Raw genomic sequence first — 24,999 nt, forward strand, 5'->3', positions numbered from 1 at the left:
ATTTAAAAGAGGTGTAAACGGTGAACATCTTTTGGAGAGAGTTGAGGAATAGTCGGAAATCCATGATCTGGTGGGTGGTTGGACTTCTTTTTATGGTTGTGTCCGGAATGAGCAAGTATGACACGATGAAAAGCACAGGCCAAACTGTGAACGAGATCTTTGGAGCGATGCCGAAATCGCTGCAGGCCATTTTTGGATTGAGCTCGCTGGATTTAACCACCATCACAGGGTATTTTGGAATGCTGTTTTCCTATCTGGTTCTTATGGCTGCCATTCATGCTGCACTGCTTGGCTCCACGATGATAGCAAAAGAAGAGCGGGATAAAACGTCTGAATTTCTAATGGTCAAACCGGTATCCCGAACGAGGATTGTTGCTTCCAAGCTTGCCGCTTCTCTCATTCTGCTTTTCCTTTTTAACCTTGTGACATACGGTTTATCGGTCGGGATGGTGAATTACTACGAACCTTCAGCAGACTTAAGTGGGATTGGAAGATTGATGATAGGTATGTTAATCCTGCAGCTGATTTTTCTGTCAGTGGGAATGGCAGTGGCTGCCGTCTGCCACCGTCCCAAAATGACAGTGTCCATAGCCACAGGCCTTCTTATCATCACATATATTTTATCGATAGCGATTGAACTGAACGACAAGCTGGATGCCCTTCGCTACCTCACGCCTTTTAAATATTTCGAAGCTAAAAAGCTTATGGGCAATACAGGATTTGAAGGGGTATATATCGGGCTGTCCGCCGTTATCATTCTGGGCACTCTCATCCTGACGTTTATGGCTTACCAAAAGAGAGATTTGAAGATATAAAAATAGATAATATTTGTGAAAAAACAGCTGAAAGGCTGTTTTTTTCTGTCTTTCATTAAAAAAGCAGCGTTTGGAGAGTCTGTAAGAGTAAATAAATAGTACAAAACAACGCCGTTGAGGGAAATACAAGCCGAAATGGATAACTTACTGGCCGGAATTAAAGATTTACTGGCCGAAACAACGAATTTACTGTCCGCGCTCACCTTGGCACAACGCTTTTATTATAAAATCTTTCAATCTCGTAAACGTTTGTCCAATCCTCCTAAATCTAGCAAACATATACTATTTTACTTCGTACTATACGGAGGAAGCTGGTTGTTGTGGCAAGGGGGTTGCCGTCACCAGAAGCAAAAATACAGAATAAGCTAAAGAAATTCCCCTTGATTCTCGACCGATGAAAGGAGGGGATTGCATGGCTGCCATTCAAAAAAGTGTAGACTCTTCCAGCTTAGCAGAGGTTATCGACCGTATTTTGGATAAAGGTGTGGTTATTGATCTATGGGCCCGGGTTTCCTTGGTTGGAATCGAGCTGCTAACGATTGATGCCCGTATTGTCATTGCGAGTGTCGATACCTGGCTTCGGTATGCAGAAGCAGTAGGCCTTCTTCAACCAAAGGAAGAAGACAGTGAGCCTGCACCACTTTAATACAGACTGGGAAAAGCCAAGGCTGTTTTGCGCCTTGGTTTTTTTAATAGATCAATGAAAGGAAGCGATGAGGAATGATAAATCAACAGGATGAATTTCTCGCTGTCCCTTTTTACCATCCGCTTGTGTCCAGATCCCTCTTGTATTTACAGACAGGTTTTCCTGTTCATTTTACCGGACCATCAGGGGTAGGCAAGACCAGTCTTGCCTTTTATATTGCCAAACAGCTGGACAGGCCGGTAACAGTGATAAGGGGACATCACGAGCTCAGCAACAAGGATCTGATCGGCCACTATATGGGTGTAAGCAAAAAGGAAGTAATCGACAACTATGTCCACTCTGTTTATAAGAAGGAACAGGAAGTCAGACCTTTGTGGATGCAGGGGCAGCTGATTGAGGCGGTTAAAAAGGGACATGTGGTAATTTACGATGAATTTACACGTTCGCGCCCGGAAACGAATAATATATTTTTATCTCTTCTGGAGGAGAGGGTTCTCCCTGTTTATGGAAACGGAAAAGTTACCGCCATTCCATGCCATCCGGACTTTTGCATGATATTCACAAGCAACCCGGAGGAATATGCAGGAACGTTTCATACACAGGACGCATTGATTGACCGCTTGATTAACATCAGTCTGGATCTTTGTGACGAACAAACAGAAATGGCTATTATCCGAAAGAAAACAGGTATTACTGAAAAAGAAGCAGGATTGATTGTTCATTTTGTTAACCGGCTGCGAGCCTATGGCAACGGCAGCAGTCCCAGCATGAGGGCAGCCTTCATGATTGCTTCCATAGCCAAAAAAGCGTCTATTAAAATTCATCCAAAAAACCATCTGTATCAGCAGCTTTGTCTCGATGTACTGACCCATCATGTTCAGCCTTTTTTCCCCGATGAAGAGGAAGAAACGGTGCAGGAACTGATCCTGCAGGAATTGCAGAGAGAGGATGAACCGAAGTGAGCACGGAAAAAGGAATTTATGTTTTTTGTGCGATAACGGAAAAAGAAAAGAAGTCATTTGGCCAGGCAGAGTTTAATGGCAGAAAATCCGGAGTCTACACCATCCATCTGGATACGATCGCCATGGTGGTATGCAAGGTGGAGGGGGAGGTGCTTCCCGGCCGTCAAAACCTGTTGACCCATCAGAATGTCATATCAGAAGTCATGAAACAGTACAGCCTGATTCCCATGAGTTTTGGCAATGTGTTTCATTCCGAGAAGGATGTTCTTCTCATTACCAAACACCTGAAAAAAGATTTTACCGAACTGTTCTCCCATCTTGAGAATAAAATTGAAGTCGGCTTAAAGGTCATCCCGAAAAAGGAATGGATCGACGATGAAATGAAAAAAGATCCAGTTTTGCTTGAGTGGAAGAATACGTCACAGGATTTAGAGGCACCTTCTGCTTTCTATGATCGTATTCAGATGGGGGAACGGGCACAACTGTTTATCCTCCAGCTTCAGGAACAGGTGGAAAAGGAAATTTACCTTCCGCTCTTAGGGCTCACCGCTGCCGGGAAGCAGAATGACACGATTCCGGGAAAAGTGTTTTTGAATGCGGCCTTCTTAATTGATCGCAACAGTGAAGCGGAGTTCGACGAGAGAGTTAACGAAATTTATGAAGTATGGAAAGATAAAGTGGATTTTAAATACACAGGTCCATGGCCGGCGTATAACTTTGTAAATATACGGCTGAGAATTGAGGGGTCATCATGATTCATAAACTCTTTACTCTTCCCATTCGCTCCATTATCAAGCTGGGAGAGAAGATCCAGCAGGAAGTGGATGAGGAGCTGTACAGTATCCCGCATCTCCAGCAGGAGCTGATACAGCTTCATACGATGTTTGAAATGGAGCAAATCGATGAAGAGTCCTATTTGGCCAGGGAACAAGAATTGCTGGATCGGTACAGGATCGCCAAAGAACGTGAAAAGCAGAATTAAAACACTGCCGGGGTGAGGAGGAGAAGGCATGGCCCAAACAGCAACAACCTTTCTCTATGTGTATGGTATTTGTGCAGCAACAGATATAGGTGAAACGGAAAAGCCAGAATTAAAGGGAATCGGCGGCCGGCCTGTAAAAATCAGCATGTACAATGATTTAGCTGCGGTCCTGACGGAAGTGGACGGGGAAATGTTTTGTCAGGAACAGATCGACCGGCAGGTGAAGGACGCCGATTGGCTGAAGAAGCAGGCCTTTCATCATCATGAGACCGTTGCTTTCTTTCAACTGCAGTTCCCGCTATTGCCGATGTCGTTCTGCACGATCTTTGAACAGGACAACAAGCTGCAAACCTTACTTACGAACCAGCATGATGATATCTTGCGAAAACTAGACCATTTGAGAGGGAAAGAGGAATGGAACATCAAGATGTTCTGCAGCCCTGAACTCTTGAGAGATTTTGTTCAGCATAAAAATCCATCGGTGGTATCGTTGGAACAGGAAATGGGGGCCATGCCCAAAGGGAAGCAATTTCTAATGAAAAAGAAGCTCGCCATGCTGGTCGAGACCGAATTAGAACGGGAGAAAAACGAACTCTGGCTTCAAGCAATCACCCGGCTGGAACCAATGATGACTGCACAGCTTCTGCGGCAAAACTGGGGAAGAGATATGACGGATGTAACCGAAGAGATGGTTGCAAATTGCGATGTCCTGATAAAAAAAGAGGATGATGATAAATTTTTTAAAGCCATTGAAAGCATTGAGGAAGATATGAAGGAAAAAGGCTGTCTTTTTCATGTGACCGGCCCCTGGCCGCCGTATCATTTCTCCAAACTGGAAAAGGATAACGCGCAATGAAGCAATTTTCCCCTTTTGAAAATAAAGAAGTGACATTGCTGGATCTTCTTGATGGCATCATTGACACGGGAGTGGTCATCCGAGGTGAAATTTTAATCTCGATTGCAGATATTGATTTGATCATCGTCGATCTGAAGCTTCTTATTTCTTCCATAGAAAGTGCCTTTGAAAACAGCAGCCGTAAAATCATCGAGGAGGCGGTGGATCGTGGAACGCTTATCTCTGGATAAATCGGATGTAGAACAGGGATTGGCCAAACTGGTGCTCACTATAATAGAGCTTTTGCGCCAGCTGATGGAAAGGCAGGCCATGCGAAAAGTGGAGAACGATTCGCTGTCGGATGACCAACTCGAGGAGCTTGGTCTGACGCTCATGAGGCTGGAAGAAAAAATGCTGGAGCTTAAAGTGATTTTCGGACTTGAGCATGAAGATCTTAACATCGAGCTGGGACCGCTTGGAAAGCTGCTATAACATAAGGACAGGAGAGAAAAGCCATGCCCGTTCAACAGCCTGTACAATCTAGTAATCTGCTTGAAATATTGGAAAAGATACTCGACAAGGGAGTGGTCATTGCCGGTGATATTAAAATATCGCTCGCCGATGTTGACCTGCTGACCATTAAAATTCGCCTGCTGGTTGCCTCTGTTGATAAAGCAAAAGAGATTGGAATGGACTGGTGGGAAAAGGATCCTTATTATTCTTCCAAAGGGCTTATGGCTGCCGAGGAAAGAGCCCAGCTCGAGGAACGGATCAACCGTCTGGAGCAATTGGTAGAAGATAAGGAAAAAGCTCCTGAATTACCAGAAGGTCCGGAATCAGACAAAAAAGAGGAGAAAGAATAATGGACACATGGTGTTCATTATTCTTTTTTTTATAAGTAAAAGCGTTTACATTTCTTGCGGATTCCGTTAAAATGAATTTTGCATACGTATTCAAAAACAAGATTATTCAGAAAGTTGGTGATTACGTGGAAAGATTAACGGTACTTGGCTGTGGTACGATGGGGCATTCCATTGCATTAAATGCCGCATGGGCGGGAATGGATGTGACCCTGCAGGGAATCGATGAACAAAACTGTGAGGCAGGCTGGAAAAGCCTTGTGAGGAAGCTGGGTGTTTTGGAGGACCATGGCTTGTTCAGTGGTTCGGAAGCTCAGCAAATCAGAGGCCGCATTACCATGTCCATCTCTATCGAAGAGGCAGTCAAAGGTGCAACCTTTGTCATTGAAGCCGTCCCGGAAAATCTTGAATTAAAAAAATCAGTGTTTACCAGACTGGATGGTTTGTGTGGTGAACATGTTATCCTTGCGAGCAACACTTCCGGCTTAAGTCCAACTTCAATTGCTTCAGAAGTGCGTCTGCCAGAGAGGGTTGTCGTTACTCATTTTTGGAATCCGGCTCACTTGATTCCTCTTGTTGAGGTGGTGCGCGGAGAGAAGACAAACGATGACACGGTGAAACGCTGCTTTGATCTTTTACATCAGATGAAGAAGAAACCGATTGAAGTCAAAAAAGAATTGCCAGGCTTTATTGGCAACCGGCTCCAATATGCGTTGTTCCGCGAAGCGCAGTATCTCCTGGAAACGGGTGCTGCATCCAAAGAAGATATAGATGCGGCAGTCACTTACAGTATTGGCCGCAGGCTCCCGGTTACCGGTCCCCTGCAGTCAGCAGACCTTGGTGGTTTGGATGTGTTTTCTTCGATCTCCGACTATTTGTTCAGCGATTTGTCTTCTGCCGAAGAATCGCTTCCTGTTTTAAAGGAACTGGTGAAGAAGGAAAAGCTTGGCGAGAAAACGGGGGAAGGTTTTTACAAGTGGGACGAGTCGTTTTCAGTGGAGATTCAGCTGAAACGCGAAAAAGAACTGATCCGTTACTTGAAGGAAGATCTGGCGGCTGATCATGTGATGGGAGGCAAATCATGAAATACTTTCCAGATCTTGAAGGCAAAGCGGTCCTTGTGACCGGAGGCGGAAAAGGGATTGGAAGGGAGATTGCGCTCGCTTTTGCAGAGCATGGAGCGAACGTCGTAATCGTCGGACGTAATGAAAGGGATTTGGCTGAAACCACACAAGCATTGAAACAGCATCAAACTCAATGCGGCTATATTACTGGTGATTTAAGTGAGGTGGATGAAGTCCAGCGGGTGGTTGATTATGCAGCTGCAGAACTGGGAACGATTGATATCCTGATCAACAATGCTGGCATAAATATCGCCAAACCGACGCTTGAGGTCACCGAGGAGGACTGGGACCGTATCCAGGATATTAACCTGAAGGGCGCATTCTTTTGCAGTCAGGCGGCAGCGAAAATCATGGTACCCAAAAAAGCGGGAAAAATTGTGAACATTGCCTCCCAAATGGCTTTTGTCGGGTATTTCAACCGTGCAGCCTATTGTGCGAGCAAGGGAGGTATGGTGCAGATGACAAAAGCGCTGGCTGTAGAATGGGCACAGCATAAAATCAATGTTAATGCGGTTGCTCCAACGTTTATCGAAACAGAGATGACCGGAAAAATGTTTAAGGATGAAGCCTTCAAGGCAGATGTGCTTCGCCGGATTCCGCTTGGAGAACTGGCGGAACCTTCGGATATATCAAACGCTGCACTATATCTTTCATCAAACATCTCAAAGTTTGTGACAGGAGAAACGATCAAAGTTGATGGCGGCTGGACAGCCATATAATTTTTTTGCATACGTATTCAAAAATGAAAAAGGAGAGAAAATACCATGGCATACTTTTTAAAAGAAGGAAAATCCAATCAGGAAGTACAAGAAGCGGATTCCAAAGTAAGGGACGCCGTAAGCTCAGTTATAAAAAATGTGGAAGAAAATGGAGATAAGGCGGTTCGTGAGCTTTCCGAGAAGTTTGACAAGTGGTCACCGGAATCCTTCCGCTTAAGTGAACAGGAAATTCAGGATATCGTAAACAGTGTGCCTTTCCAGGTGATTGAGGATATTAAATTCGCACAAGCACAAATCCGGAATTTTGCCCAAAAACAAAAGGAATCACTTCAGGATCTTGAAGTGGAATCACTCCCTGGCGTTGTGCTCGGTCACAAGAACATTCCGGTAAACAGCGTGGGATGCTACATTCCAGGCGGACGTTATCCAATGGTTGCTTCTTCTCACATGAGTGTTCTTACAGCAAAAGTGGCAGGCGTCAAACGAGTGATTGCCTGCACACCTCCAATTAAAGGAGAGATTCCTGCAGCAACTGTGGCAGCGATGCATTTGGCAGGAGCAGATGAAATCTATCTTCTGGGTGGCATCCAAGCGATGGCGGCAATGGCGATCGGTACGGAAACCATTGAACCGGTGGATATGATTGTAGGACCGGGTAACGCATTTGTAGCTGAAGCGAAACGCCAGCTGTTCGGAAGAGTGGGTATCGACTTGTTCGCCGGACCAACAGAAACACTTGTTATTGCGGACGAAACAGCGGATGCAGAAATGATCGCGACCGATATGCTTGGACAGGCTGAACATGGGCCAACATCTCCAAGCGCTTTGATTACGACGTCTGAAACATTGGCCAGAGAAACACTGGAGGAAGTAGAACGCCAGCTGCAAGTTCTCCCAACAGCCGATATTGCCAGTGTATCCTGGAATGATTATGGTTCCGTCATCGTGGTGGACTCTGTTGAAGAAGCGGTTGTTGAAGCGGATAAATTGGCGTACGAGCATGTCGAAGTGCTGACAGAAGACCCGAGCTACTTTTTAGAGAACATGACTAACTTCGGGGCGCTCTTCCTTGGCAAAGAAACCAATGTGGCTTACGGGGACAAAGTGATCGGCACCAACCACACATTGCCTACCAAAAAGGCGGCGCGCTATACCGGCGGCTTGTGGGTAGGGAAGTTCCTCAAGACATGCACGTATCAGCGGGTGACACCTGAAGCGAGTGCAGAGATCGGGGAATACGCATCCCGGCTTTGTGAGCTGGAAGGATTCATGGGTCACAAAGCGCAGGCAGATCTGCGTGTGAAACGCTATGGCAAAGATAAGGCAAAAATCTGATATAATCTTTTCTGTCTAGATCGGCAGGAGGAATACTATTTTGAATAAAAAAGTGACAGCGATGGATGTCGCCCAGTTGGCAGGAGTCTCCCAATCGAGCGTCTCCAGAGCATTTAGTAAAAATGCGAGCATTTCAATTAAAAAAAGAAAATTGATCCTGGATGCAGCTGAAAAGCTGGGGTATCAGCCCAATGCGATCGCCAGAGGGCTGATTACCAATCAATCAAGAATTATTGGCATTGTTATGCGTGATGTGCAAAATCCTTTCTATCCTGAGGTGCTTGAGAAATTTTACAGCAGGCTGTCGGGAGAAGGGTATCAGATCATGTTTATCAATTCCCAGAATGAAGAGATCCAGGAACATGAAGTGAGCCAGCTGATTGAGTATAGTGTGGAAGGCGTGATTATCACTGATGCCCTTTTAACCTCAGCGGCGGTTCAAAAACTCAATCGAAATGGCATTTCTGTTGTGCTGTTTAACCGCTATATTAGCGATTCTATGAGTAATGCCGTTATCTGCAACAACTTTTCCGCAGGTCAGAAGATCGGCCAATACCTTTTGGATACCGGCCACCTGCAGCTGGGTTTCATCTCCGGGCCGGCCAATACGTCCACATCCCTGGACAGGAGCAGGGGGTTCATGGATACACTGCAAAAGCAGGGCATCGAATCAATCCCGATGGAGGACGGCGGCTTCACATATCAGGGCGGGTTTGCTGCAGCGAAAAAATTAATGAAGCATCATGCGAAAATGGATGCGTTATTCTGCGCGAACGATATTATGGCATTTGGTGCCATTGATTATTTGACTACTGCCGGATACCGGATCCCTGAAGATATCTCGGTCATTGGATTTGATAATGTGAAAATGGCGGACTGGTCATCATATGCCTTGACCACCTGGAAGCAGCCGGTGGATGAAATGATTCAGCAGGCGGTAAAACTGATGCTGGACGATATTAGCGGACAGCAGGAGAAACCCGAAATGAATTTTGTGGATGGATGCCTCATAGAACGTGCTTCGGTTAAAGACAGACGCTGACAGGCCAAGTCTTTACAGGAGGAAAGTTATGCTGAGTATGATTGGTTTGATTGGCGGGCTTGCGCTGTTGATTCTGCTTACCATGATTGGAATGAACTTGTTGGTTGCAGGGCCGCTATCTGCATTTATTGTGGCGATTACGAGCGGGTTGCCGCTTTTCCCGCAGCTTGCAGGCAAAAATGAACCAGATTTTGTGACGAACTATATGGATGGGTTTACTGGATTTATCGCGTCCTGGTACTTTATGTTTTTAATCGGCGCCATTTTCGGCAAGCTGATGGAAGACAGCGGGGCCGCGGACAGCATCTCCAAATGGGTGACCGATCGGATTGGTGTGAAGAAGGCGGCGCTTGCTGTTGTTATTGCCTGCGCGGTGCTCACATACGGCGGAGTTAGTCTCTTTGTTGTTGCCTTTTCCGTGTATCCCATGGCATTAAGCCTTTTTAAAGAAGCAGACCTGCCGAGGCGTTTTATCCCTGCTGCTCTCGGATTTGGCTCAACGACGTTTACCATGACCAGTGCGGGTTCACCGGAAATTCAAAACTGGATTCCCATTGAGTTTTTGGGTACGACACCTTATGCTGGCTGGGAAGTGAGCTTGGTTGTCGCTGTTTTTATGATGATTTTTGGTTACTGGTGGCTGAAAAAAATGATTAAAAAAGCCATCTCACGCGGAGAAAGATTCGAATCCCGGGAGGCTGATTCTACTCAAGTGCGGGAGAAGCTGCCCAATCCTTATCTGAGCTGCATACCTTTGCTTATTGTACTGGGTATTTCATTTTCGTTTCACAAGTCTCTTGCCCAGTCCGCATTAATTATTGCACTGCTGGGAGGATGTATTTCGGTTTATCTTATTAATCGAAAGTACTTTATCGATTTTTCGAAAGCGATTACAGAAGGAACGATTGGCGCAATTATTGCGATTGCCAATACCGCGGCAGTTGTTGGGTTTGGAGGTGTAGCCAAGGCCACCCCTGCATTTTCACATGCAGTGGATGCAATGACGAATATCCCGGGAAGTCCGCTTATTGGGGGGGCAATCGCGGTTTGTATTATCGCTGGTCTTACAGGATCTTCATCCGGAGGACAGAGCATCGCCCTGCCTCTTTTGGCCCCTCATTATCTCGACATGGGTGTCAATCCTGACGCACTTCACCGGGTTGCCGCCATTTCATCAGGATCTTTGGACTCCCTTCCTCAAGGGGGGTATGTGGTCACGACAATCAGGGCGATTGCCGGTGAGAAACATAAGGACGCCTACCCGGCTTTTGGCGCCTTGACGGTTGTTGTTCCCCTGCTTGGAGTAATATTGGCAGTTGTGTTATTTATGATTTTTTAACGATGAAGGTCTCTTACATGAGGCCTTTTTCTTTTTAATAAAAACTGTAAATGGTGGAAAGGTATTGTAAGATAAGGGAAAGCATACATACCATAACAAAACGGAGGTTTTTTCATGTACAACCATCCTTACCGGCCGCAGTTTCATTTTTCGCCAAAGGAAAAGTGGATGAACGATCCGAACGGTCTTGTTTATTACGATGGGGAATATCATTTGTTTTATCAGTACCATCCGGAAAGCACGGTGTGGGGTCCGATGCACTGGGGCCATGCGGTGAGCCCGGACCTTATCCACTGGGAAGAGCTTCCCGTGGCGTTGTATCCGGATGAACTTGGTATGATTTTTTCCGGGTGTGCCGTTGTCGACCGTGACAATACGAGCGGATTAAAAGAGGGAGAAGAGGATGTCCTGGTCGCCTTTTACACCCAGCACGAGGAAAACAACGAGAAACAAAGCCTGGCCTACAGCCATGACAGGGGGCGGACTTGGATTAAATATGATCAGAACCCGGTTATCGCTAATCCCGATATGAAGGACTTTCGAGATCCGAAAGTCTTTTGGAGCCAGGAAAACGCCAAGTGGATCATGTGCCTGGCAGCAGGTGACGAGATCCAATTTTACGAGTCATCCAATCTGATTAACTGGGAGTATCTGTCGTCGTTTGGAAATGATTTTGGTGCTCATGGAGGAGTTTGGGAATGCCCGGATCTGTTTCAACTGAAGGTGGATGGCACTGACACGAAAAAGTGGGTGCTGATCGTGAGCATCAATCCCGGCGGGCCAAATGGCGGGTCGGCAACACAGTATTTTGTCGGCGAGTTTGACGGCAAAGCTTTTCATCCGGATGAGGGACCGGCCGATATTCGCTGGGCGGATGGCGGAAAGGATTTTTATGCGGCAGTTTCCTGGAGCAACACGGAAGTAGAGCGCAAAATCTGGATTGGCTGGATGAGTAACTGGCAGTACGCCAATGAAGTGCCTACCGATCCGTGGCGTAGCGCGATGTCCTTGCCGAGGGAGCTTGGTTTGAAAATGACCGAGAGCGGCTGGTGCCTGACTCAAAAAGTCGTTAAAGAGTTTGACAATATAAAGGAAGAAAAGCTGAACACGTATGAAAATGTGGTCGTGAAAGATGAGCAGCCGTTTGTGTTTCCAAGCAAGGACGAGCTGTTTGAATTAAAGCTGAAACCGAAAAATATAGCCCCTGATACGAAGGAATGGGGCATTGTTCTTCGAAAAGGGGAAAAAACTGAAACATGTGTAACCTACAGCCGGGTAAACCGGCAGTGGAGTGTGGACCGCCGCAGAAGCGGAGCGATTGATTTTTCCGAGCATTTTCCGAGCCTGGATGCAGCGGTGGCCACCCGCCAGCACACCGATCACTACGTCCAGCTGATTTTGGACGCCTGTTCGCTGGAACTGTTTGCGGGTGATGGGGAGTTGATGATGACAGAGCTTCTCTTTCCGTTTGATGAAGACTTTACCATGCAGGTCTATTCCGTTGGCGGAGAGGTGGCCTTTGAAGAAGTGAAGCTTACCCGCTTGAAATCCATTTGGAATCCAAAAGCATAAGTTAAAAGGGGCTGTCCAGAAAGTCAAAAATTGACCTTCAGACATCCCCTTTTTGCTTAAAAAATCTTCAATGAAAAGTTGATTGTAGTGGAAGGTGCGAGATCCTCGAAAATGAAAATCACATTTTCTTCGTGCGATGCACCGCTGCCGCAGCGTTCCTTGTCCTGCGGGACTAGCGTGACAGGTGAGACTCCCGCAGGCGCTTGCGGCAAGAGGCTCACCGCACGCCCCGCGGAAAGCGAGCGGCCTGGAACGAAAATCAACGGCTTCCAGACTTCTTGGACAGCCCGTTATTGTTTTTGTGAAAATGATGTACTTAATCCTGTTTCACCGGATACTTCACCGCATTTTTCTTCATCTTGTCTCGAATGATCTGTTCTACATCCAGATCAAGCTTGTCTGCGAGCTGCAGGGAATAAATCATAACGTCAGCAAGCTCTTCCTTAATGTTTTCCAGGTTTTCATCGACGGCTTCCTGGCTCTCTTTCCATTGGAAATTCTCGAGAAGTTCAGAAGCCTCCAGCGTAATGGAGAGAGCAAGGTCTTTGGCATGATGGTACGGTCCCCAGTTTCGCTCGTCCCGAAATTTCCGTATTTCTTCAATTAAATGGTCCATGGCAAAATGAACTCTCCTTTATGTATTAATGATTTCTTTTAGGATAAGTATTATAATGACAGAATGTGATAAAGAAAAATAGGATCAGCATAAAATTTGTGGATGGATTGGGTGAATGGATTGAGTATAAACGCTCGTTTGAAAATAAAATCTTCCGATAAGGGGATCAAAGGCGGATCACCGCTGATTCACAGCAACGCCGTGTCTTATGTAGATGCGGGTCTTGCTGAAGGCACGATTATTGAAGTCGTGGATGAAAAGGGCAAGTTTATCGGAAAAGGATACTACGGGAAGCAGAATAAAGGGCTGGGATGGATTTTAACCCGAAATGCTGACGAAAAAATCAATCAGTCTTTTTTTGAAAAGAAAATAAAAGCAGCGGTCGAGAGCCGGCAAAGGTTCTTTGACGATCCAAGCACTACGGCTTTTCGTGTGTTTAACGGAGAAGGAGACGGGATCGGCGGCCTGACCATCGATTATTTCGACGGTTTCTATGTAATCAACTGGTACAGCGATGGCATCTATCAATTTAAAGAAGAGGTTCTTCAATCGTTAAAGAAGGTGGACGACTATAAAGGCGTTTATGAAAAGAAGCGGTTTGCCGAAAAGGGATCATACATTGAAGACGATGATTTTGTCGCAGGAGAGCGAGCACAGTTTCCGTTGATCGTGCAGGAAAATGGCATTCATTTTGCGACCTATTTAAACGAAAGTGCCATGGTGGGTGTGTTCCTTGATCAGCGGGACGTCAGGAAAGCCATCAGGGATAAGTACGCCAATGGCAAAAAAGTACTGAACACCTTCTCTTACACGGGTGCCTTTTCTGTAGCAGCGGCTTTGGGCGGAGCAGAGAAAACAACGAGCGTGGATTTGGCCAACCGAAGCCGAAGCAAAACACAAGAACAGTTCAGCATCAACGGACTGGATTATGACGCGCACGACATTATTGTGGAGGACGTCTTCCACTATTTTAAATATGCCGTCAGGAAAAAGCTTCTGTTTGATCTGGTCATCCTGGATCCGCCAAGCTTTGCACGCTCAAAAAAGCATACATTCAGTGCCGGGAAGGATTATCCGGCGCTACTTGAACAGGCCATTGCGATTACCGAAAAAAATGGTGTGATCGTCGCTTCTTCCAACTGCAGTACATTTGATATGAAGAAGTTTAAAGGTTTCATTGAAAAAGCGTTCCGTCAAACCGGAGGAAAGTATAAGATTTTGGAAGAGCATACCCTGCCGGAAGACTTCAAGACCATCAAAGAGTTCAAAGAAGGAGATTACCTGAAGGTCGTCATTCTGAAAAAATTATCATAAAGAAGAGCATCTGCCGGGGGTGGCAGGTGCTTTTTCAAAAAGAATCCTGTTAAAAAATGAAAGCGAGCTACTTGACGGGCTTGCTCGTTTACATTACTCTTAAGAAGAGAAATTTGAATATTTTGTGAACAGAATTCAAAAGGTCTTCTGGCAAGGAACAGCGAACCTGTCACCTGTTTAAAAGGACTTTTGTAAGCGTTTTAAAAATCGGTTAGGGATACCATAGCGAACCTGTGATTCTGCTGCCGCTGCATTCTTCGATCTTATAGTGGATGGAAACTATAAGGAGAGTTTGTGGCGGCTTTTTAATTTTACATAAAAGGGAGAGGGTTAGGAATGAGCAAGGTTAAAAACCGCTGGCTGATTGCGCTTTCGGGAGTGGGCATTCACATCTCGATCGGATCAGTGTATGCATGGAGCAATTTTACCAATCCATTAATGGAAAAGTTCAACTGGAGTGCGAGTGAAGTCCAATTGACCTTCAGTCTGGCCATTCTGTTTCTTGGACTGTCCGCTGCCTTTTTGGGGCATTTTGTTGAAAAATACGGGCCAAGGAAATCGGGATTGCTTGCTGCGGTATTCTTTGGAGCAGGTGTGGCGGGTTCCGGTTTTGCCGTGCAAATGGGGTCACTGCCTTTATTGTATGTTTTTTATGGCATGCTTGGGGGTATCGGGCTTGGGGTCGGCTATATCGCTCCTGTTTCCACACTCGTCAAATGGTTCCCTGACCGGCGCGGGCTGGCGACGGGCCTTGCCATCATGGGCTTTGGCTTTGCTGCCGCCATCAGCTCTCCGGTCATGGACAGCCTGATCAAATCGGTCGGTATCGCCAATACGTTTTACATATTGGGAATCTCTTATTTTGTTGTTATGCTGGCGTCATCTCTCTATCTGGAAAAACCTGCAGAGGGCTGGCTGCCTAAGGGATTTCAGGAAAAGGTGGACAGCGGGAAAACAATCATACGAAAGGACTTGTCCCAACTCACCGCCAATCAGGCTGTGAAGACCAAACGCTTCTATTATCTATGGCTCATGCTGTTCATCAATGTAACTTGCGGAATCGCTATTCTGTCAGCGGCCAAACCTCTTGCCCAGGAAAGTATTGGCCTGTCGACGGCAGAAGCGGCAGCGCTTGTCGGTGTACTCGGCCTTTTTAATGGATTTGGCCGGATTGGCTGGGCTTCGGTTTCGGATTACATCGGAAGAACAAACACGTATACGACGTTTTTTGCGCTTCAAACGGTACTGTTTTTCCTGCTTCCAAACATCACAACAGCCATTGTTTTTCAGATTATGCTCGCCATCATCTATACGTGCTATGGCGGAGGGTTTGCTTCCATTCCTGCCTACATCGGCGATCTTTTTGGAACCAAACAACTTGGCGCGATTCATGGGTACATTTTAACCGCCTGGGCCGCGGCAGGTCTTGCCGGACCTCTGTTTGCCGCATGGGTAAAGGATACAACCGGAAGTTATGCTGAAAGCCTGACCTTCTTTGCGGCCCTGTTTATCGTCGCTTTGGTTGTCACTTTCCTCGCCCGGCTGGATATCCGCCGTCTCGAGAAGGAAAATGCTTCCGGTCAACAGTTGCAAGCCCAGAATTTCTGATTTATACTTTTTATAGCAGAATGTATAAAAAAAGGTTGTCGTTTATGAATAATTATGAAGCTGAGTTTAGTAATCTGGTAAGAGCTTTTCGTAAGCGCCACATGGGCAAGGGCCCCCGGCAAATCAAAACGACCTTTTGCAAAAACTGGGCGATTTGCGAGATGGAAGGCAATCTTTCTCCAGTCGAAAAGTTCATTTCAGGATACAGTGAGGGCAAGCAGATGCTGCGCTCCGCACGAACCGAAATGGTGAAGGACATGTACAAAAAGAACCATCCGGTTGAAATGGAAGAATTGCTGGGAGCTAAGTTTGTGGATCTTTTTGTAGATATCGATATTGAAAAGGACTTTGGAATGTCGATTTTTGTTTTTGATGAAAACCTGGAAGAAAAACTAACTAAAAAATAAAAGCCCTTAGTGTTGGCACTTGGCAGCGATCCTGTTAAAGACTACCACCGCGGTTTCCGATTGTTTGAACACAATCGGGCTCCCGGTGGTTTTTGTTTTGTTCAAGCACTTAGCAACCTTTGGTGTTCTTGAAAGAAACATCGTCTATTACCAGCGTTAATGTAGTAATCAAATAGAAAAAAGAAAAGGGGCAGAAAATCATGGGAAAAACGAAGCATCAAGGACCAATCAAGCTACCCAAAACACCAGATCCGAAAAACTGGGTCAGCCCTGTACCGTTCGGCTTGGGCAAAATAAAACCCGGGCACATCCGCGATACGGTGAAGGTGGCCTGGGAAAACCGGGATAACCTGTCTTATGCGGGCAAAATATTGACCCAAGGGGTGTGTGACGGATGTGCTCTCGGCGTTTCGGGTCTGTATGATCAAACGCTCGCAGGTCCGCATGTGTGCACGACACGATTGAATGTGCTCCGCTTGAGCACAATGCCGGCCATGAAAAAAGAGATACTTCATGCGGACGTTGATGAGCTTCGCAAGTATTCCAGCGCGGAACTGAGAAGGCTTGGCCGAATTCCATATCCGTTGATCCGTCGGAGGGGTGAGCGTAAGTTTTCCCGTCTGACATGGGATGATGCCCTGAACCTGATTGCGGACAAAATGAAGAAGCTTGATCCCAAGCAGGTCTCGTTCTTTCTGACGTCACGGGGTATCACGAACGAATCTTACTATGTGGCTGCCAAAGTGGCCCGGTACCTTGGTGTGAACAACATTGATAATGCTTCGCGCATTTGCCATTCTCCGTCCAAAACAGCACTGAAGCGGTCCATTGGTGTAGGGGCCTCGACTTGCAACTACCAGGATTGGATTGGATCCGATGTTATCGTGTTCTGGGGATCGGTCGCCGCAAATAACCAGCCGGTTTCCACCAAATATATGTATGCTGCCAAACGAAAGGGAACAAAGATCATTTGCATTAACCCATATCGGGAGCCCTCCATGGAAAAATACTGGATTCCGTCCATTGCCGAGTCTGCGCTTTTTGGCACAAAGCTGGCGGATGATTTTTACCAGGTTAATATCGGGGGAGATATCGCCTTCATGCATGGCATCATGAAGCATTGGTTTGAAATGGAGGCAAAACAGCTCGGATCCGCGATCGACCATTCGTTTGTGAAAAAGCATGTCAACAACTATGAGGAGTTAAAGGCGAAGGTCCAGCAGCAAGGCTGGGGAGAAATTGAAGCCTCATCCGGAGTGAGCAAAGAGCGCATTCACGAGCTTGCAATGCTCCTCGCCAAAAGTAAATCCGGCGTGTTTGTCTGGTCACTTGGTTTAACCATGCATACCTTTGCGTCCGACAACATCTCCCAGGTAGCGAACCTGGCGTTGCTGCGCGGATTTCTGGGCCGCAAACATTGCGGGCTGATGCCGATTCGCGGTCATTCCAGTGTTCAGGGAAGCGGTGAGATGGGGGCCGATCCATTCGTGCTGCCTGGCGGTGATTTTGAACCGAACAACATCGAACGCATTGAAAAACTGTGGGGCTTTACTATTCCGAAATGGCAGGGAGACGTTCTTGGTGTGTCACTTGAAAACATTTTATTGCCCGAGGACCATGAACGGAAAATTAAAATGTACTATCTGTCCGGAGGCAACTTCCTTGAAACGATGCCTGATCCCGATTTTGTCGAGCGGGCTTTATCTTCGCTTGAATTTCGGGTGCATCAGGATATCATCTATAATACGTCCACACTGGTGGATGCGAAGGAAGCCGTCATTGTGCTCCCGGCCAAAACTCGATATGAACAGGAAGACGGGGGAACCTCAACTTCCACTGAACGCATGGTGTACTTTTCGCCTGAAATTAAAGGAAACCAGCAGCAGGTGGAGGAAGCACGTGCCGAGTGGAAAATCTACGTGGATCTGGCCAAGCGGGTGAAACCACAGCGATCTCATCTGATTAATTTTAAAAGCGGACAGCAAATACGGGAAGAGATTGCCCTGGCCAATCCCAATTATGATGGCATCCAGCATTTAAAAGAACGGGGAGATGTATTTCAGTGGGGCGGTGCCTGGCTTTGCGAGGATGGAATCTGTCCTACACCCGATGGTAAAGGAAATTTGATCCTGGTTGATATACCGGATTTGAAAAAGGGTAAAGATACGTATTATGTGACCACGAGAAGAGGAAAGCAGTTCAATTCGATGGTCTATCATGAAAGTGATCCGTTCAACGGAGCGGGGAGATATGATGTCCTCATGAACGGAAATGATGCGAAGGAATTGTCCATTCATGAAGGAGAAACTATTGTGGTGTATAATCAGCATGGTGTCTTCCAGGGCCGTGCGAAATTTATCGATATTGCGAGAGGGAATCTGGAGGTTCATTTTCCAGAAGGGAACTTTCTTCTTCCGAAAGGCGTATATGAGAAATACGCCAAGATTCCAAGCTATAATGTAGCAGTCAAGGTAGAAAAAGCGGAGCGTTTTAATGCCCGCAAGGATATTAAGTACCTGGAAAAGCCGATCCCGGACCTGGAAACGGAGATCAGCTAAAAAGGAGAAGTATATGAAAGACAACGTCATGAAGAACATAAGAATCATCAAATACAAGGATGGCTCATTCCATGAGACAGAAGATACGGTGGCAACAGAATATGCACTGACCATCCATGTAAATGGAGAGGAATTTGCAACCATGGTCTGTACACCAACTTATCTTGAGGACCTTGTCACCGGTTTTCTTGCATCAGAAGGGGTGATTCGTTTTCCGAGAGAAATCGAATCGCTGTCCATTGATGAAGACCGCGGGTTTGCCTATGTGCAGCTGGTGAACAAGGCGCCAGTGACCAATCAGCTGCAGTCGAAACGGTTTATCGGATCATGCTGCGGAAAAAGCCGGCAGTTCTATTTTCAGAGCGATGTGAAAAATGCCAAAACGATCGTAACCAAATCAACGATTGAAGTAGAGCAATGCATCAAGCTGATGGAAGCGATGCAGGAATCCTCCGATGATTTTCACTCAACAGGCGGGCTGCATAACGCTGCGCTTTGTACAAATGAGGAGCTGTTGATTTCCCGGTCGGATATTGGCCGTCACAATGCGCTTGATAAAATTTACGGTTACTGCCTTGAAAACAAGATTACACTTTCCGATAAAGTGATTGCCTTCAGTGGCCGGATCTCTTCGGAAGTTTTACTGAAGGTTTCCAAAATCGGTGCCGGCATTATTTTGTCTAAATCTGCACCCACCACGCTGGCGCTGGAGCTCGCGAATGATCTTGGGATTACCGCCGTCGGATTTATCCGCGGCACCCGGCTCAATGTGTACACCCATCCTGAACGGATAAAATGAAAAAGGAGCGAATCCAAAAGGGATTCGCTCTTTTTTATGCCGTGATATATTTAATCATTTGTTTGATAGCACCCAAATGGTAGGCTGAATGCGCAAGACATCCCAGAGCTTCATCTGCATAGGTTTCATCCCAGGGAAGGGTGGAATCAAGGGTCTGCAGTAACCGTGTGTATTCGTCTTTTAATTCTTTTTGGATTTCCTTCCACCGGTCCTCATCAACGGGAGCGATCATCCAGCTCTGTTTGCAATCCTTTGAACAAAAAAAGGGGGCTCCCCCTTTTTATTGCCCTCCTGTTAACAGGTATAAAAACCAGACTGCGTGGTTCTGTTCATCCATGGCGATCCGCTTGAACACTTCTTTTATATAATTATTGCTTGCCTGATCGGAAATCTTAAGATAAAAATCAACCGTTTCCTGTTCGTCTTTAAAGCCAGTCTTCAACCCTTCCCGATAATTGGTTGGACAAGCCTCTGTCTGTTTTGGTGTAAACGTCCTTCCCGTCAGCTGTGTATAAATGGCACTTATAACCTGATAGTGGTTGACTTCATCCTGCCGGATTTCCTGGATAGTCTTTTTACCTTCTGGATTAGGCGCCAGCAGCGACGTTTTCTCATAACAGATGATCGCACTGTATTCTCCGTTCAAGGCCTTTTCCAGGTTGGCAATTTCTTGAGCATCTCGATTCCAGTTATACATAGAGCCATACCCCTTCCGCTTTACTAACTCCTTTATCCTATGTATTTTTTGGGTGGGTGGTTCCTCAAAAAAAAGGCTCTTTTCTTATAGATTGTTGCCTTTGAATAAGTACTCGGTTATCTTCTTTTACACGTTAATTGGAGTGTGTGCCCCATGATATTTATTCTTTTAAAAAATATATTACATTTTCAATTGAGCCGATTTTTTTCATTTAAACAGGTCTTTTGCTACGATTACAAGGAGTACAAACTTATTTTAGAAGGAGTTGAGCAACACATGGCACAGCAAACGAAACTTGGGAAAACAGATTTATTGGTAAACCCGATTGGACTGGGTACGAATGCCGTTGGAGGACATAACCTGTATCCAAATTTGGATGAACAGGCAGGCAAGGATTTGGTGAAACGGGCATTGGAGATTGGTATCAACTTTTTGGATACCGCCTTTATTTACGGACCTGAGCGTTCGGAGGAATTGGTCGGGGAAGTCATAAAAGAAACAGGCAGCCGTGATCAAGCCGTGATCGCAACCAAAGGGGCGCACAAGTTTGTTGGTAAAGACGTCGTGTTCGACAACTCGCCAGCCTTCTTAAAAGATGCGGTGGAAGGAAGCTTAAAACGGCTTCAAACGGATTATATTGATTTGTTCTATATTCATTTTCCTGATGAAGATACACCAAAGGATGAGGCAGTCGGCGCATTAAAAGAATTGAAAGACCAGGGGAAAATCCGCGCAATCGGAGTTTCGAACTTTTCCATGGAACAGCTGAAGCAGGCAAACAAGGACGGTTATGTTGATGTGTTCCAAGGAGAGTACAACCTATTGCAGCGCGATGCGGAAAAGGAATTGCTTCCGTATCTGGAGGATAAAGGAATCTCTTTTGTTCCTTACTTTCCGCTTGCCTCCGGACTTCTTGCTGGTAAATACAGCAAAAACACAAAGTTTGATGACCTGCGCAAGGACATGCCTCATTTTAAGGGGGAAAACTTTATTAGAAACCTGGAGAAAGTGGACCAGCTTCGCGGGATTGCCGAAGCCAAGGGGGCGGACGTGGCTCACGTTGTTCTTGCATGGTATCTTAAACAGCCGGCAATCGACTCCATCATTCCAGGCGCAAAACGCGCCGATCAGGTCAGCAACAACCTGAAAACATTGGATGTTCAGCTCAGCGATCAGGAAGTTCAGGAAATCAGCAGGATTTTTTCTTAATTTCTTTAGCTCTTGAAGAAAACTCCGAATGGGTGGATAATGTGATGGATATGGTGCTGTGAACGATACTAAGCACCTGAGAAAAGGTGAATCATGTATCTGACTCTAAAGGAAACGGCGGAATTTCTGGATCTGCCTGAAACGTATATTGAGAATTTGATTCAACAGAAGAAAATTCGTGCCTTTCATGACGGCAATGAATATCTCATCAATAAGGAGCAGTTTAATACCCATCTTGAACAGATGGAAAAGTACAAAAAGCTTGTTGAGGAGTATATGAATGAACCGATCCCGGAAGATTGGGACGCGAAGGACGAAGATTAAGGTAAACGAAAAAAGAAGCAGATGATCGCCTGGATCGTCTGCTTCTTTCTTTTAGTTGATAATGGCTGAAGTTCCCATTAGAGATTCGGGAGACCGTCCAATCGCCAGCAAACTGATTTTTGCATAACCGGCATTATTGAACTTGCTGATCATTTGGCGAAGGGTATCAATGTTTTCGTCTGCAGTAAGCTTTTCGAGCTCACTTTTATAAAGACGAACAACAGATTCCTGACAAAATTCAGGAGCGTATCGGCGGCAATCTTCGTTCATGATCAATGCACCCATGTATTGATATTTAAATTGAAGCGCACGGGTTAAATTGATAATATGCACCCATTTTTCATACAAATCAGGGAACGAACGTTCAATGTTTTCAAGTTCTTCTTTCGCTGCTTTTAACTCATTATGGCTGACAAGGGTAATCATACTAATGCACCTTCTTGTTGCCAAGGCTTACGCAATGAAATAACCTCGGCTAATTCTTTGCTGCGTGCTCTGCGGACTTTACGCATTTCGGCACGGTCTGCGGCTGTTTCAAACAAGAATTTTTCTTCTTCTGTTTCAGGGATGACTGCAGGTACTTCAACCGGGCGTTTGTCTTCTCCCAAAGCAACGAAGGTTAAGAATGCTGTAGCTGCAATTCTTCGTTCTCCTGTAAGAATATCTTCAGCAATAACCTTACAGAAGATTTCCATTGAGCTTTTTCCTGTGTAGGATACGAATGATTCGATACAAACAGAATCCGTTTGATGAATCGGATGCAAAAAGTCGATGGAGTCGGTTGATGCTGTAACACAGGTTTTCACACGGGCATGGCGGCGAGCAGAAAGTGATGCAGCAGCATCGAGCTTTTTCATAAGTACTCCGCCGAACAATGTATTATAGTTATTCAAATCACCAGCTAATACCTGGTCTGTATTAATAATGCGGCTTTCGCTTGTTTTTTTTGCGTTCAAAACAATCATTTCCTTTCATGATTAACGTATCTCGGCTAAAGGGACGCTGTTGTTTTCTTGCGTTTCCCTCTTACAGTTTCCTAGTGTACGCCTCCAAGAAAAGGAAGTAAAATTGTTATTTTTTATCGTTTGCATAGATGGGCTCTATGTAAATGCTTTCAGATATAAAGAATGGGCATAGAAAAATCTTGGCAAAAGGCGGCAATCCACTACAGAGAAAACCGCCTTTTATTGATTACTCAAGCTCCGCGAGCTGTTCTTTGGCGTAATTGAGCCACTCTTTGGCGGCAAACGATAAGTATTGGTCTTTGTTCCAAATGAGGGCTAAATGCCAGCTTATTGTAGGATTGACCACTTTAATGACCCGCACTTCATCGTTCAGATGGCGGCAAATGCTTTCGGGTAACAGAGAAACGCCAAGCTTGCAGATGACCATTTCTTCGATAAACGACCATTGCGAGCTTTCGGAGGTGATATGCGGATTGAATCCCGCCTGGTTACATGATGATATGATCCGGTCATGAAGCACGAAGTCCTTGTTGAACAAAATAAAGGGCTCCTCGCTGAGCTCGCTCAAATCAATTTCATCACGGTCTGCCAGCTCGTGGTCCGGATGGATGATCAGTCTCAGGTCTTCCTCTTTAAACGCAAAGTACTGAAAGAGTTCATTGTTGGTAGGAAGCACAATAACGCCAATATCGAGCTGATGGTTGGCAACATCCTCTTCGATTCGTTTTGATCCATCCTCCACAAGCTCGAACGTAATATTCGGATACTGATCATGAAAGCTGCCGATCAATTTGGGGAAGAGTCTTGGATCCAGAATCGGAGGCAGACCGATGCGAATGTGTCCCTTTTTTAATCCGAGGAGGTTATCGAGTTCCATTTCCAGATTATTAAACGCTTTATCAACGAGTACAGCTTGTTCAAAAATCGTCCGGCCCGCATCCGTCAGGGTCAGCCCTTTTCGGGATCGGTCAAAAAGAACGACACCGAGCTCATCTTCCAGGTTTTTAATCATTTTGCTGATCGTCGGCTGAGTGATAAAAAGAGCGTCAGCTGCCCGGGTAAAGCTATTGTATTTTGCCACTTCTATAAAGTACTGTAGTTGTTTAATATCCACGAATGCACCTGCTTGAGTTTTTTTGTAGTGTAACACGATTGAGAATAAAAACCAAAACCGGGCCTTTCTCATACAATGTGTTATGAAAACAGTGGGAAGGCAGGGGATAGCCATGTACAGAGAGCGGCAGGTCGTCGATATGAAAAAGGGGAATGTCATCGGCGACAACTCCATCGATACCGTTTATATTACTGCTGAAAAAACACCGGACAGTCCATTTTGGGTCAATATCATGATAGTTGTGCAGGATGGAAAGACCAATCAGTATACACAAATACCACTCAAGCAAAACCAAGGATACAAACCCACGCTTTTTCTTGGTGACTTTACTGGAGACAGGGTGGAAGACATCATGGTGGTAATGGATACAGGTGGAAGCGGCGGCATGATCAATGCCAATGTGTTTGCCTATAGAGGCAGCCAGTTCAGGACGTTGTTTGATTCTGATGTCTTTAATGACCGCTTCAAATACCGGGTCTTTTACCTCGACTACTACAAAGTTCAGGTAAACAGCTACACCACGAACCAGAAATTTATTATCGATCTGACCACCAGGGGCAGGGAGTACTTGTCAGAGATTTATTATCCCAATGGCAAGCTGAAAAAACCCATCCAGGGATTTGTTTCCGGACTGTCAGGTCTTTACCCGGTCGACTTTGACCGCAATGGCACCTATGAATTACTGGCTTACCAGAACATCGCCGGCCAGTATAACGCCGACCGGCTCGGTTATGTGCAGACCACAATGAAATGGAATGGCCGGGTGTTTGCGCCAGAGGTACAGAATGTCGCGGTTTTTGGCGGGGATATTTCTTGATAGATCCGTAGCAGCGTTGAATAAAAGCACTGTTTTTTATTTACATATTATGGGGTGATATAATCTTCATTGATGAAAGCGAGCATCCTCAAACGGAAATCAACCACTAAAAGCAACGAAGGTTTTTAAAATAACCTTTTAAAAATATATTGACTTTCCTCTCTCCGCCGATTAAAGTTATAACTATATTTTTAACTAACTCAATATTCAATCTCTTATCAAGAGTGGCAGAGGGACTGGCCCTATGACGCCCGGCAACCGTTCCATTTATGGAATTGGTGCTAAATCCTGCAAAACAGCTATGCTGTTTTGAAAGATGAGAGAGGACGAATCCTTGTCT

At 45.7% G+C, this 24,999-nt stretch carries 29 protein-coding genes and 1 riboswitch; of the genes, 23 read left to right on the forward strand and 6 right to left on the reverse strand.

Going from position 1 to position 24,999, the window contains the following annotated elements; all coding sequences use genetic code 11:
* Nucleotides 1-20 precede the first annotated feature (20 nt).
* From QNH15_RS03390 to QNH15_RS03460, 15 genes are all read left to right on the forward strand, one after another.
* A complete protein-coding gene (locus QNH15_RS03390) occupies nt 21-815 on the forward strand; it encodes a DUF2705 family protein (RefSeq protein WP_283892597.1) in 795 nt (264 codons plus the stop codon).
* A gap of 412 nt (nt 816-1,227) precedes the next feature.
* Nucleotides 1,228-1,461, forward strand: coding sequence for a gas vesicle protein GvpJ (gene gvpJ / locus QNH15_RS03395; RefSeq protein WP_061974594.1), 234 nt, complete (start codon nt 1,228-1,230; stop codon nt 1,459-1,461).
* Nucleotides 1,462-1,535: 74 nt separating this feature from the next.
* Entirely contained in the window at nt 1,536-2,423 is an 888-nt protein-coding gene (gvpN, locus tag QNH15_RS03400) for a gas vesicle protein GvpN (protein WP_283892598.1), read from the forward strand.
* On the forward strand, nt 2,420-3,178 hold the full coding sequence (locus tag QNH15_RS03405; protein ID WP_283892600.1) for a GvpL/GvpF family gas vesicle protein: 759 nt from the start codon (nt 2,420-2,422) through the stop codon (nt 3,176-3,178). Before gvpN ends, QNH15_RS03405 begins: the two co-directional genes overlap by 4 nt.
* Entirely contained in the window at nt 3,175-3,405 is a 231-nt protein-coding gene (locus QNH15_RS03410) for a gas vesicle protein GvpG (protein WP_061974588.1), read from the forward strand. The genes QNH15_RS03405 and QNH15_RS03410 overlap by 4 nt, the downstream gene beginning before the upstream one ends.
* 28 nt (nt 3,406-3,433) lie before the next feature.
* On the forward strand, nt 3,434-4,261 hold the full coding sequence (locus QNH15_RS03415; RefSeq protein ID WP_283892602.1) for a GvpL/GvpF family gas vesicle protein: 828 nt from the start codon (nt 3,434-3,436) through the stop codon (nt 4,259-4,261).
* Nucleotides 4,258-4,491: a gas vesicle protein gene (locus tag QNH15_RS03420; protein ID WP_129477902.1), complete on the forward strand. Its 234-nt coding sequence runs from the start codon at nt 4,258-4,260 to the stop codon at nt 4,489-4,491. Before QNH15_RS03415 ends, QNH15_RS03420 begins: the two co-directional genes overlap by 4 nt.
* Nucleotides 4,469-4,732 (forward strand): gas vesicle protein K, encoded by a 264-nt coding sequence (locus QNH15_RS03425; protein WP_240482413.1) that lies wholly within the window; start codon nt 4,469-4,471, stop codon nt 4,730-4,732. The genes QNH15_RS03420 and QNH15_RS03425 overlap by 23 nt, the downstream gene beginning before the upstream one ends.
* Nucleotides 4,733-4,755: 23 nt before the next feature.
* On the forward strand, nt 4,756-5,103 hold the full coding sequence (locus QNH15_RS03430; protein ID WP_283892604.1) for a gas vesicle protein: 348 nt from the start codon (nt 4,756-4,758) through the stop codon (nt 5,101-5,103).
* 71 nt (nt 5,104-5,174) lie between these two features.
* Entirely contained in the window at nt 5,175-6,185 is a 1,011-nt protein-coding gene (locus QNH15_RS03435) for a 3-hydroxyacyl-CoA dehydrogenase family protein (protein ID WP_283892606.1), read from the forward strand.
* Entirely contained in the window at nt 6,182-6,943 is a 762-nt protein-coding gene (locus QNH15_RS03440) for an SDR family NAD(P)-dependent oxidoreductase (protein WP_283892608.1), read from the forward strand. The genes QNH15_RS03435 and QNH15_RS03440 overlap by 4 nt, the downstream gene beginning before the upstream one ends.
* Before the next feature lie 45 nt (nt 6,944-6,988).
* Complete coding sequence (gene hisD / locus QNH15_RS03445; protein WP_283892610.1) at nt 6,989-8,278, forward strand: histidinol dehydrogenase; 1,290 nt, start codon at nt 6,989-6,991, stop codon at nt 8,276-8,278.
* Nucleotides 8,279-8,318: 40 nt separating this feature from the next.
* Nucleotides 8,319-9,320, forward strand: a complete 1,002-nt coding sequence (locus QNH15_RS03450) for a LacI family DNA-binding transcriptional regulator (protein ID WP_283892612.1) — start codon at nt 8,319-8,321, stop codon at nt 9,318-9,320.
* A gap of 28 nt (nt 9,321-9,348) precedes the next feature.
* Nucleotides 9,349-10,659, forward strand: coding sequence for a GntP family permease (locus QNH15_RS03455; RefSeq protein WP_283892614.1), 1,311 nt, complete (start codon nt 9,349-9,351; stop codon nt 10,657-10,659).
* Nucleotides 10,660-10,773: 114 nt separating this feature from the next.
* Nucleotides 10,774-12,231 carry a glycoside hydrolase family 32 protein gene (locus QNH15_RS03460; protein WP_283892615.1) on the forward strand — a complete coding sequence of 486 codons (1,458 nt, stop codon included), beginning with the start codon at nt 10,774-10,776 and terminating at the stop codon, nt 12,229-12,231.
* Nucleotides 12,232-12,547: 316 nt separating this feature from the next.
* Here QNH15_RS03460 and QNH15_RS03465 read toward each other — a convergent pair whose 3' ends face one another.
* A complete protein-coding gene (locus QNH15_RS03465; RefSeq protein ID WP_283892616.1) occupies nt 12,548-12,847 on the reverse strand; it encodes a nucleotide pyrophosphohydrolase in 300 nt (99 codons plus the stop codon).
* A 120-nt stretch (nt 12,848-12,967) separates the two neighbouring features.
* Here QNH15_RS03465 and QNH15_RS03470 point away from each other — a divergent pair, with 120 nt between their 5' ends.
* The 5 genes from QNH15_RS03470 to fdhD all read left to right on the forward strand — a co-directional run bounded on the left by QNH15_RS03470 (nt 12,968) and on the right by fdhD (nt 19,533).
* On the forward strand, nt 12,968-14,161 hold the full coding sequence (locus tag QNH15_RS03470; RefSeq protein WP_430667121.1) for a class I SAM-dependent rRNA methyltransferase: 1,194 nt from the start codon (nt 12,968-12,970) through the stop codon (nt 14,159-14,161).
* A gap of 336 nt (nt 14,162-14,497) precedes the next feature.
* Entirely contained in the window at nt 14,498-15,769 is a 1,272-nt protein-coding gene (locus QNH15_RS03475; RefSeq protein ID WP_061974566.1) for an L-lactate MFS transporter, read from the forward strand.
* 44 nt (nt 15,770-15,813) lie between these two features.
* Nucleotides 15,814-16,176 carry a Na-translocating system protein MpsC family protein gene (locus tag QNH15_RS03480; protein ID WP_061974564.1) on the forward strand — a complete coding sequence of 121 codons (363 nt, stop codon included), beginning with the start codon at nt 15,814-15,816 and terminating at the stop codon, nt 16,174-16,176.
* Between the two features lie 200 nt (nt 16,177-16,376).
* Nucleotides 16,377-18,734 (forward strand): FdhF/YdeP family oxidoreductase, encoded by a 2,358-nt coding sequence (locus QNH15_RS03485; protein WP_283892617.1) that lies wholly within the window; start codon nt 16,377-16,379, stop codon nt 18,732-18,734.
* A gap of 13 nt (nt 18,735-18,747) precedes the next feature.
* Complete coding sequence (gene fdhD / locus QNH15_RS03490) at nt 18,748-19,533, forward strand: formate dehydrogenase accessory sulfurtransferase FdhD (protein WP_283892619.1); 786 nt, start codon at nt 18,748-18,750, stop codon at nt 19,531-19,533.
* Nucleotides 19,534-19,567: 34 nt separating this feature from the next.
* Here fdhD and QNH15_RS03495 read toward each other — a convergent pair whose 3' ends face one another.
* Complete coding sequence (locus QNH15_RS03495; RefSeq protein ID WP_283892620.1) at nt 19,568-19,765, reverse strand: hypothetical protein; 198 nt, start codon at nt 19,763-19,765, stop codon at nt 19,568-19,570.
* 48 nt (nt 19,766-19,813) lie between these two features.
* On the reverse strand, nt 19,814-20,230 hold the full coding sequence (locus QNH15_RS03500) for a ferritin-like domain-containing protein (RefSeq protein WP_061974554.1): 417 nt from the start codon (nt 20,228-20,230) through the stop codon (nt 19,814-19,816).
* 276 nt (nt 20,231-20,506) lie between these two features.
* Here QNH15_RS03500 and QNH15_RS03505 point away from each other — a divergent pair, with 276 nt between their 5' ends.
* Together QNH15_RS03505 and QNH15_RS03510 are read left to right on the forward strand one after the other, a co-directional pair.
* Entirely contained in the window at nt 20,507-21,439 is a 933-nt protein-coding gene (locus QNH15_RS03505; RefSeq protein ID WP_283892622.1) for an aldo/keto reductase, read from the forward strand.
* 93 nt (nt 21,440-21,532) lie between these two features.
* Entirely contained in the window at nt 21,533-21,763 is a 231-nt protein-coding gene (locus QNH15_RS03510) for an excisionase family DNA-binding protein (RefSeq protein WP_061974550.1), read from the forward strand.
* 51 nt (nt 21,764-21,814) lie between these two features.
* Here QNH15_RS03510 and QNH15_RS03515 read toward each other — a convergent pair whose 3' ends face one another.
* The 3 genes from QNH15_RS03515 to cidR form a co-directional block, all read right to left on the reverse strand.
* Nucleotides 21,815-22,189 (reverse strand): hypothetical protein, encoded by a 375-nt coding sequence (locus QNH15_RS03515; RefSeq protein WP_283892625.1) that lies wholly within the window; start codon nt 22,187-22,189, stop codon nt 21,815-21,817.
* Nucleotides 22,186-22,719 carry an acyl-CoA thioesterase gene (locus tag QNH15_RS03520; RefSeq protein WP_164988916.1) on the reverse strand — a complete coding sequence of 178 codons (534 nt, stop codon included), beginning with the start codon at nt 22,717-22,719 and terminating at the stop codon, nt 22,186-22,188. Before QNH15_RS03520 ends, QNH15_RS03515 begins: the two co-directional genes overlap by 4 nt.
* Before the next feature lie 235 nt (nt 22,720-22,954).
* Nucleotides 22,955-23,842 carry a cidABC operon transcriptional activator CidR gene (gene cidR / locus QNH15_RS03525; protein WP_283892627.1) on the reverse strand — a complete coding sequence of 296 codons (888 nt, stop codon included), beginning with the start codon at nt 23,840-23,842 and terminating at the stop codon, nt 22,955-22,957.
* A 112-nt stretch (nt 23,843-23,954) separates the two neighbouring features.
* Here cidR and QNH15_RS03530 point away from each other — a divergent pair, with 112 nt between their 5' ends.
* A complete protein-coding gene (locus QNH15_RS03530) occupies nt 23,955-24,659 on the forward strand; it encodes a hypothetical protein (protein WP_283892629.1) in 705 nt (234 codons plus the stop codon).
* 212 nt (nt 24,660-24,871) lie between these two features.
* A riboswitch (SAM riboswitch) is annotated at nt 24,872-24,982 on the forward strand.
* Nucleotides 24,983-24,999 lie beyond the last annotated feature (17 nt).

The organism is Fictibacillus enclensis (assembly GCF_030123385.1).
GTDB lineage: Bacteria > Bacillota > Bacilli > Bacillales > Fictibacillaceae > Fictibacillus_C > Fictibacillus_C enclensis.

What these genes read in the sequence shown, in the direction of transcription:
- QNH15_RS03430 (WP_283892604.1), top strand. Translation starts at nt 4,756, where the DNA reads ATGCCCGTTCAACAGCCTGTACAATCTAGTAATCTGCTTGAAATATTG.
- hisD (WP_283892610.1), top strand. Translation starts at nt 6,989, where the DNA reads ATGGCATACTTTTTAAAAGAAGGAAAATCCAATCAGGAAGTACAAGAA.
- QNH15_RS03500 (WP_061974554.1), bottom strand. Translation starts at nt 20,230, where the DNA reads ATGTATAACTGGAATCGAGATGCTCAAGAAATTGCCAACCTGGAAAAG.
- QNH15_RS03480 (WP_061974564.1), top strand. Translation starts at nt 15,814, where the DNA reads ATGAATAATTATGAAGCTGAGTTTAGTAATCTGGTAAGAGCTTTTCGT.
- gvpN (WP_283892598.1), top strand. Translation starts at nt 1,536, where the DNA reads ATGATAAATCAACAGGATGAATTTCTCGCTGTCCCTTTTTACCATCCG.
- QNH15_RS03410 (WP_061974588.1), top strand. Translation starts at nt 3,175, where the DNA reads ATGATTCATAAACTCTTTACTCTTCCCATTCGCTCCATTATCAAGCTG.
- QNH15_RS03505 (WP_283892622.1), top strand. Translation starts at nt 20,507, where the DNA reads ATGGCACAGCAAACGAAACTTGGGAAAACAGATTTATTGGTAAACCCG.
- QNH15_RS03440 (WP_283892608.1), top strand. Translation starts at nt 6,182, where the DNA reads ATGAAATACTTTCCAGATCTTGAAGGCAAAGCGGTCCTTGTGACCGGA.
- QNH15_RS03460 (WP_283892615.1), top strand. Translation starts at nt 10,774, where the DNA reads ATGTACAACCATCCTTACCGGCCGCAGTTTCATTTTTCGCCAAAGGAA.
- QNH15_RS03435 (WP_283892606.1), top strand. Translation starts at nt 5,175, where the DNA reads ATGAATTTTGCATACGTATTCAAAAACAAGATTATTCAGAAAGTTGGT.
- QNH15_RS03485 (WP_283892617.1), top strand. Translation starts at nt 16,377, where the DNA reads ATGGGAAAAACGAAGCATCAAGGACCAATCAAGCTACCCAAAACACCA.
- QNH15_RS03455 (WP_283892614.1), top strand. Translation starts at nt 9,349, where the DNA reads ATGCTGAGTATGATTGGTTTGATTGGCGGGCTTGCGCTGTTGATTCTG.
- gvpJ (WP_061974594.1), top strand. Translation starts at nt 1,228, where the DNA reads ATGGCTGCCATTCAAAAAAGTGTAGACTCTTCCAGCTTAGCAGAGGTT.
- fdhD (WP_283892619.1), top strand. Translation starts at nt 18,748, where the DNA reads ATGAAAGACAACGTCATGAAGAACATAAGAATCATCAAATACAAGGAT.
- QNH15_RS03415 (WP_283892602.1), top strand. Translation starts at nt 3,434, where the DNA reads ATGGCCCAAACAGCAACAACCTTTCTCTATGTGTATGGTATTTGTGCA.
- QNH15_RS03530 (WP_283892629.1), top strand. Translation starts at nt 23,955, where the DNA reads ATGTACAGAGAGCGGCAGGTCGTCGATATGAAAAAGGGGAATGTCATC.
- QNH15_RS03510 (WP_061974550.1), top strand. Translation starts at nt 21,533, where the DNA reads ATGTATCTGACTCTAAAGGAAACGGCGGAATTTCTGGATCTGCCTGAA.
- QNH15_RS03475 (WP_061974566.1), top strand. Translation starts at nt 14,498, where the DNA reads ATGAGCAAGGTTAAAAACCGCTGGCTGATTGCGCTTTCGGGAGTGGGC.
- QNH15_RS03420 (WP_129477902.1), top strand. Translation starts at nt 4,258, where the DNA reads ATGAAGCAATTTTCCCCTTTTGAAAATAAAGAAGTGACATTGCTGGAT.
- QNH15_RS03465 (WP_283892616.1), bottom strand. Translation starts at nt 12,847, where the DNA reads ATGGACCATTTAATTGAAGAAATACGGAAATTTCGGGACGAGCGAAAC.
- QNH15_RS03515 (WP_283892625.1), bottom strand. Translation starts at nt 22,189, where the DNA reads ATGATTACCCTTGTCAGCCATAATGAGTTAAAAGCAGCGAAAGAAGAA.
- QNH15_RS03495 (WP_283892620.1), bottom strand. Translation starts at nt 19,765, where the DNA reads ATGATCGCTCCCGTTGATGAGGACCGGTGGAAGGAAATCCAAAAAGAA.